The organism is Burkholderia stagnalis, assembly GCF_902830275.1.
In the GTDB taxonomy this organism is placed as follows: Bacteria; Pseudomonadota; Gammaproteobacteria; order Burkholderiales; family Burkholderiaceae; genus Burkholderia; species Burkholderia stagnalis.
The window spans coordinates 146,743-152,867 of sequence record NZ_CADESW010000020.1 but is presented as its reverse complement, the minus strand read 5'-3'; the positions used below and the strand labels follow the sequence as shown (position 1 = coordinate 152,867).

Sequence of the window (6,125 nt, the reverse complement as noted above, 5' to 3'; positions counted from 1 at the left end):
CAGTTCCGGGTCCAGGTTCAAGCCCTTGCCCGGTTCAATCGTCACTTCTTCCTTGCGTTTGCGTGGCATAACGTGGCTCCTTGGCCATCAGTTTATGCCTCACACACAAACATTCGGATAGGCTCACCGAATTGCTCAAACTGGCCGACTGCAGTCGCACACGGCCGGCCGCAATCGACCCTCAACCGACACTCAGCCCAGTGACGCTTCGACGGCAGCTAGTTGGCTGCAACGGCCACTCGCCCGGGCACATCTGCCGTCGGATCATCGGCCAAAGCTGCCGTTAGTTCGAACTGGGCTGTACGTCACCAGTGTCGCGGATTGCTGACAGTGGCGGCATCGAACCGCCGAACGGCAGCTTCCGACATCGGCGGACTCACACTACCGAACCCATTCAGCTCATATGTGGGTGCGCTAGCAGCATCACCGGTTCCAAATACGAGCGGCCACAGGAACTGTCGGCGCACGGGATGAATGCAGTTTCAGGAGACCCAGGCGGCCTCATCCAAGAGTGCGCTCGTCCGTCTTCCACGAGTCGGCAATCATCTCTGTTATCTCCTGTAGCTAAACTTCGGCTCGTCCCATCCCCGTCCACCATCCTCGTTCTCATTGTCGCCTGGGACTTCAGCGGTAATAACCGTTAGCGTTTTTCCGTACATCCCGAGACCAACCACTTCTTCCCATGCATCAAATTCGCCGTCGCTTCGAAACCACGACTGCAGATCGGTTTCGCCATCGACGCGCCTGGTAGAACCTATGTTGTCCGCCGTTTGATTGAAATCACGAGTCAGCGAATCGCGAGGTAGCACGGCCCCTTTCTTGAGATAGGTAAGCCCCTTGATCTTCAACATCGCCGGGGAAAGAAAGCTGTAATCAACCGACGAGCGCGAACTTACAACAACAGCGATTGCGGCGTCAGTTACTTCCGCATAGCGGATTGCTGACGCGGTGAGAGAGGTCTTACAGACTTCCGCCAGCTTCTCGATCGCGCCCAAGCCGTCCGAGTATTTACCGGCCTCCTTCGCAAAAAGCGACGATGGCATCAGCAGACCTGCGGCAAAGTGATCTGCCTGAAGTTCTATCGGATCGCCGGAGGCGAAACCCGCACGCGATTCGTGCAAGGTCCTGCCTTCACTAAAAATATGCTCGGGGTGACCGGGCAGAAAAAAATGGCCTAGCTCGTGAGCGATGCTGAAACGTTGGAATCCCTCATTGCGCACATGAGTCGCATAGCCGATGGCGAAGTCATTGACGTGCCGGATCAACATGCCCGATACCCCAGCTGCAATCGAAGGCTTTGCCTCCACCAGAATATCGTGATTTCGCGCCAGTTCGACCACGTCGACCGGCAAGGTTAAACCAAAATCGCTGACTACCTTTTCGGCTAACTGCTCTGCGTCGCGCAACGAGGCATCCCCCATCACTCCTCCCGTTTTCGTCGTTCGGCCAATTGCCGGATCATCTGGTTCGCAAATTCTTTATCTGCTTCATTAAGCATCTGGACGTCCCGGTACAGCGAGTCGTTAACGCTCGCCCCGACTGGATCCTCGGTCCTTCCAAGTAGATAGTCAGTAGTGACATCCAGCGCCTTGGAAAGCCGCCGTAGATTGTCGAAGGACGGCTTTCGCGTCCCGTTCGGATTCTCAAAATGCGAGATGGAGGTCGATGGCAAGCCAGCCCGCTCGGCGAGTTCGCTCTGCGTGAGCTGGCGAAGGCTTTCGCGAGCGTGCCGCAGCCGCTCGGCGAAGATGTTTCGTGCAGTATCTTCCATTTGTCGATAAAAGCTACTTGGACTTGACAAAGTCGACAAGTACGGTTAGCCTGAATGTGAAACTTGTCGATTTCGACAAGTTCAGTTTAGCACGGTCCCCATTTCTGGCAAAGGACGGGTATGAACAACGATCGTCAGATTCATGAGCTTTCGCCGTACAAACGTAGTTTGCTCGTTCAGACGCTCGACCGCCTGTGCGATGAACTTGAACTCTCCACGTCCCGGTATCAGCAAGCCCAGGAGCGTTATGAAGCAGTGGGCGACTGGCTTGCCGGTTCTGAGGACAGTTTTCTTTCCAGCGCCCTGATCTACCCGCAAGGATCGATCGCATTGGGCACGACGGTCAAGCCGTTGAACCAGGCCGAGTTCGATGTCGATCTCGTGTGCTTCCTACCGACCATCGCGGAAAAGTCTTCGCCAGCAGCGGTGAAGGCATTGGTCGGAAATCGGCTCAAGGAACATGGGAAGTACGACGGCAAGCTGGAAGAGAAACAACGGTGCTGGCGCATTAACTACGCCAACGAGTTTCACCTCGACATCACGCCTGCGATCACAAACGAGATGTGCGCCCATGGGGGCGAACTTGTTCCTGACAGGAAGCTGGCGACCTGGAAGGCCACCAACCCTCGTGGGTATTGCGCCAACTTCGAACGCCGCGCTGCGATGCGTCCTCGCATGTACGCATTTGACCGCGCAATCGCAAAGGCGGACTCCGTGCAAGGCTTCCCCGAGCAGCAGATGTCGAAGCCGCCGCTCAAACGCATCGTTCAACTCCTGAAGCGCCATCGGGATGAAGCATTCTCCGCGCCGGCTGCGCGTGAGCTCGCACCCATCTCCGTGATTATCACGACGCTGGCTGCGTACTCGTACGAACGCTGCATCACGCACAGCGTATATGCCGACATGTACGAACTGATCGTTGACGTCATCACGCGCATGCCCGATTTTATCCAGCGCATCAATCGCGGCGAACGCATCGAGTATCGGATCGACAACGATGCCACGCTGGGTGAGAACTTCGCCGAAAAATGGAATCACGATCCACGACTGCCCACGGCGTTTTTTTCCTGGCACGCGAAGGCGCTCGAGGATCTGTCGGAGCTGATCAAGCTCGAGGGGCAGGACGTTATCGCCGAGCGTTTGACCAAGGCCTATGGTGCTACACGGGACCAGGCTATTGCAGCACTGGGCGGGCATGTCCGGTCGCTGAACGTCGCGCGTGCGAGTGGCTCCCTCGTCTTCGCCCCCTCGGTTGGCCTGACAACTCAGGCAATCGGAAAGACAACTCCCGTGCGCTCGAACACATTCTTTGGAGATTGACTTGAGACGCGCACCTACCACGAGACTTACCCCCGCGCAGCAGTGGTTCCGCTTGCGCGCTGCCGGTCTCGACGGTGGGAAAGGACAGGTCCGTAACGGGACACTGACCTGGGAGTTCTACATTCGCCCGTCACCGATTTCACGTCGCTACCATATTCGGCTTGTCTACAGAAAGGGGGATGTTCCTCGCGTCGTCGTGCTCAGTCCGGATATCCAGAGCCTCGCCCCGGGGCGACGGCTCCCGCACGTCTATTACGCAAACTCCCCTCTTTCGTTATGCCTTTACCTTCCTGGCTCGGGCGAGTGGTCCGCCGTTCATTCGTTGACGGACACGATCGTCCCGTGGACTGCACTTTGGCTCATGTACTTCGAAGACTGGCTTCTGACCAATGACTGGAAAGGGGGCGGAAAGCACCCTGGCGACCTATGACGAACTCGAAAAAACGCATCCTCTCTATCGACGGTGGTGGTATCAAGGGCGTCCTCGCCGCAGAGTTTCTTGCGACTGTCGAAGAGGCTACCAATCGCCGTATCGCCGATCACTTCGACCTGGTTGCCGGCACGTCAACGGGCGGAATTATCGCGATTGGACTGGGGCTGGGGATGACCGCGCGAGAAATTGTGAATTTCTACGTCGATCATGGGCCATCGATCTTCGAACAGCTCCGCGAAGAGAAAGCTGGAAGCTGGCTGAGCAGGTTCGCCATGCGATCCACTGGCGCAGCACGAAACATGCAGCAAGTGTTCTGGCCCAAGTACGACCCCGCAAAACTGCGCGGCGCCCTCGAGAGCGTGATCGGACAGCGAGTCCTGGGCGACAGCCGTCTACGACTGGTCATCCCCGCCTATCACGCAGACAAGGAAGATCTTTACGTATTCAAAACCCGGCACCATGAACGATTACGTGTCGACTGGAAAGAAACGATGGTGGACGTCGCGCTGGCAACTGCAGCCGCCCCCACCTACTTCCGCGCACACGCGTTACCGAGTGGCTCGCCGATCATTGACGGAGGAATCTGGGCAAACAATCCAACCGGCGTCGCCGCCGTTGAAGCGCGCACAGTCCTCAACTGGCGCGACGACGAGCTTTTTGTCCTAAGCCTCGGATGTACCGAAGAGCTGATCGACATCCCCCTGAACTCGGGATACAAGGATCTCCTTTTCAAGTCAACCGCGCTTTTCATGCAAGGCCAATCACGCGGATCCATGGGCACCGCGTACCTGCTCTCTAACCATTCGGAGGTTTCGCCGCGCGTTTTCCGATATCAGCCGAAGGTTGCCAACGGCAAATTTTCCCTCGACAAGACATCGATGATCGACCGGCTCCGCGGTCTTGGCTCCGCATGCGCGCGCGACGCGCTGCCTATGCTGATGCAGAATTTCCTGAACGCACCCACTGATCCGTTTACTCCATTCCTGCACGGATAGCGCGGACGGCCGTCCGGCTGCTCGATGCCGCCACCGTCAGCAACCTGCCGCATTGCTGACGTAGAACCCGGCCCTCCTCAATGTCGGCAAAAGGCCGTGAAGGAGCGCTCGTCGTTGACAATCGGACGGCCGGTTACGGGACACTGCCGACGCCTGAACGTCCGATCGGCGATACATGTGAACGGCGGGTTGTGGCCGAATGCAGACGACACCTACCCCATTCGGCATCACCCCTCCGCAAACAAAAAAAGGCCCGACACAGTCGGGCCAATCAGTGAGACACAAGGAGAGTGCCGTCCACCACACAGGACGGCCACGCCGCTCGCACTACACGACGTTCTTTTCGACAATAGGCCGGTTCTCCAACACCCGTTCCCAGCCAAGCGACGACAAATCAAGCGTTCCATACCGCCCACCAAGAATCAGCTCACTCACCCCCCGCCCTGTCGCCGGCCCTTGCTGCAGCCCATGCCCGCTATACCCATTCGCGAACACGACGTTATCGAGTTCCGGGTGATACCCGATGATCGCGTTGTGATCGAACACGTTGTACTCGTAGTACCCTGACCAGCAGTTCTCCACCCTTAGCGCTTCGAACTCCGGCACGCGATGCGCGAGCGTCGGCCAGATCACTTCATCGAACAGATCATGATCGACCTCATCGAGCGGCAAGTCATCAGGATCCCTATCCGGACTCGGCGAAGTCCCACAGATATACGTCCGCCCTTCCGGCCGAAAATAAACCCCTGTCGGATCGATCAACAACGGGCAATCCGCAAGCTTCGCCGGCGACGAAACATTGAAAATACTGCGACGCCGCGCATAAACGGGAATATCAATCCCCATCATCGCCGACAGCGTCCGTGCCCAAGCCCCCGCCGCATTGACCATCGAATCGCACGCATAGCGCTCACCATCGCTCGTGACAACATGCGTAACCTTCCGCCCATCACGCACGACATCCGTCACATCCGACGCCACATACCGCACCCCCAGCGCCTGCGCCTTCTTGCGCAGCGCCTGCACGAGCCCATACCCGTCGAACCACCCCTCGCCGCTCACGCCATACGCGCCCGACACGAGATCATCGACATTCAACCAAGGAAACTTCGCCCGCAGCGCACCCGCGTCCATCAACCGGATATCCGCCCCCAGCCTCGTCTGCAGCGCGTGATTCTCACGCAACGTTGCATCGCCGGCCGGCGTCGCAAGAAACAGATACCCGCCTTCATGCAGATCGATCGACGGCCGATTGCCGTCGACTTCGAGCCGCTCCCCGATCGTGCGCAGAAACTCAATACCGAACAGCGACATCTCGATCGACAGCGGCGTCGAGAACTGCTGGCGGATCGACGCGGCCGACAGCGCCGACGACGATTTCGCATAGGTGGGATCGCGTTCGATGACGGTCACGGAAACCGTCGGATCGGTGGCGCGCAGGAAATAGGCGATCGAGCTGCCGATCACACCACCGCCGACGATGACGACTTGAGAACTCACGACTGACTCCAGTTACGCGTAAAGGGCGCGGCCAAACCGGCCACGCCCGAAGGTTGTTCATGCCGCATCGCGCGCGGCACAGCGCCGGCGGAAAACCATCGCGGCC

6 protein-coding genes are annotated in these 6,125 nt (G+C 58.2%); 3 read left to right on the top strand and 3 right to left on the bottom strand.

Annotated elements, in window-relative coordinates:
* Positions 1-551 precede the first annotated feature (551 nt).
* The gene (locus HWY45_RS28450; RefSeq protein ID WP_059883472.1) at positions 552-1,421 is read right to left on the bottom strand and encodes an ImmA/IrrE family metallo-endopeptidase; all 870 of its coding nucleotides are present in this window, start codon (positions 1,419-1,421) and stop codon (positions 552-554) included.
* The gene (locus HWY45_RS28445; RefSeq protein WP_059655076.1) at positions 1,421-1,771 is read right to left on the bottom strand and encodes a helix-turn-helix domain-containing protein; all 351 of its coding nucleotides are present in this window, start codon (positions 1,769-1,771) and stop codon (positions 1,421-1,423) included. Before HWY45_RS28445 ends, HWY45_RS28450 begins: the two co-directional genes overlap by 1 nt.
* Before the next feature lie 120 nt (positions 1,772-1,891).
* Between HWY45_RS28445 and HWY45_RS28440 the strand changes: the two genes are divergently transcribed.
* Genes HWY45_RS28440 through HWY45_RS28435 form a run of 3 tightly spaced genes read left to right on the top strand, consistent with a single transcriptional unit; the run spans position 1,892 to position 4,519 of the window.
* Positions 1,892-3,091, top strand: a complete 1,200-nt coding sequence (locus tag HWY45_RS28440; protein WP_059883474.1) for a nucleotidyltransferase domain-containing protein — start codon at positions 1,892-1,894, stop codon at positions 3,089-3,091.
* A complete protein-coding gene (locus HWY45_RS37560) occupies positions 3,081-3,521 on the top strand; it encodes a type II CBASS E2 protein (RefSeq protein ID WP_481967614.1) in 441 nt (146 codons plus the stop codon). Before HWY45_RS28440 ends, HWY45_RS37560 begins: the two co-directional genes overlap by 11 nt.
* Positions 3,518-4,519, top strand: a complete 1,002-nt coding sequence (locus HWY45_RS28435) for a CBASS cGAMP-activated phospholipase (protein WP_059883476.1) — start codon at positions 3,518-3,520, stop codon at positions 4,517-4,519. The genes HWY45_RS37560 and HWY45_RS28435 overlap by 4 nt, the downstream gene beginning before the upstream one ends.
* Positions 4,520-4,846: 327 nt before the next feature.
* On the opposite strand, the gene HWY45_RS28430 is transcribed toward HWY45_RS28435, so the two are convergent.
* Complete coding sequence (locus HWY45_RS28430; RefSeq protein ID WP_059883478.1) at positions 4,847-6,019, bottom strand: NAD(P)/FAD-dependent oxidoreductase; 1,173 nt, start codon at positions 6,017-6,019, stop codon at positions 4,847-4,849.
* Positions 6,020-6,125 lie beyond the last annotated feature (106 nt).